This window comes from Pseudomonas juntendi (genome assembly GCF_009932375.1).
Lineage (GTDB): Bacteria > Pseudomonadota > Gammaproteobacteria > Pseudomonadales > Pseudomonadaceae > Aquipseudomonas > Aquipseudomonas juntendi.
In genome coordinates, this window is record NZ_BLJG01000588.1 from 1 (window position 1) to 433 (window position 433).

Here is a 433-nt window from a genome sequence, read left to right on the forward strand (position 1 = left end):
GGGGGGCTGCAGTGGGGAATTTTGCGCAATGGGGGAAACCCTGACGCAGCAACGCCGCGTGCGGGACGACGGCCTTCGGGTTGTAAACCGCTTTCAGCAGGGAAGAAATTCGACGGTACCTGCAGAAGAAGCTCCGGCTAACTACGTGCCAGCAGCCGCGGTAATACGTAGGGAGCGAGCGTTATCCGGATTCATTGGGCGTAAAGAGCGCGTAGGCGGCCCCTCAAGTCCGGATCTCAAAGCCCAGCGCTCAACCCCCGGCCGGATCCCGAACTGGGAGGCTCGAGTGCGGTAGAGGCAGACTGGAATTCCCGGTGTAACGGTGGAATGCGCAGATATCGGGAAGAACACCGATGGCGAAGGCAGCCTGCTGGGCCAGCAACTGACGCTGAGGCGCGAAAGCTAGGGGAGCGAACAGGATTAGATACCCGAG

At 61.0% G+C, this 433-nt stretch carries 1 rRNA gene; it reads left to right on the forward strand.

Annotation, left to right across the window (positions count from 1 at the left end):
* Window positions 1-433 (forward strand): 16S ribosomal RNA (locus GYA94_RS27395); the annotation flags it as partial.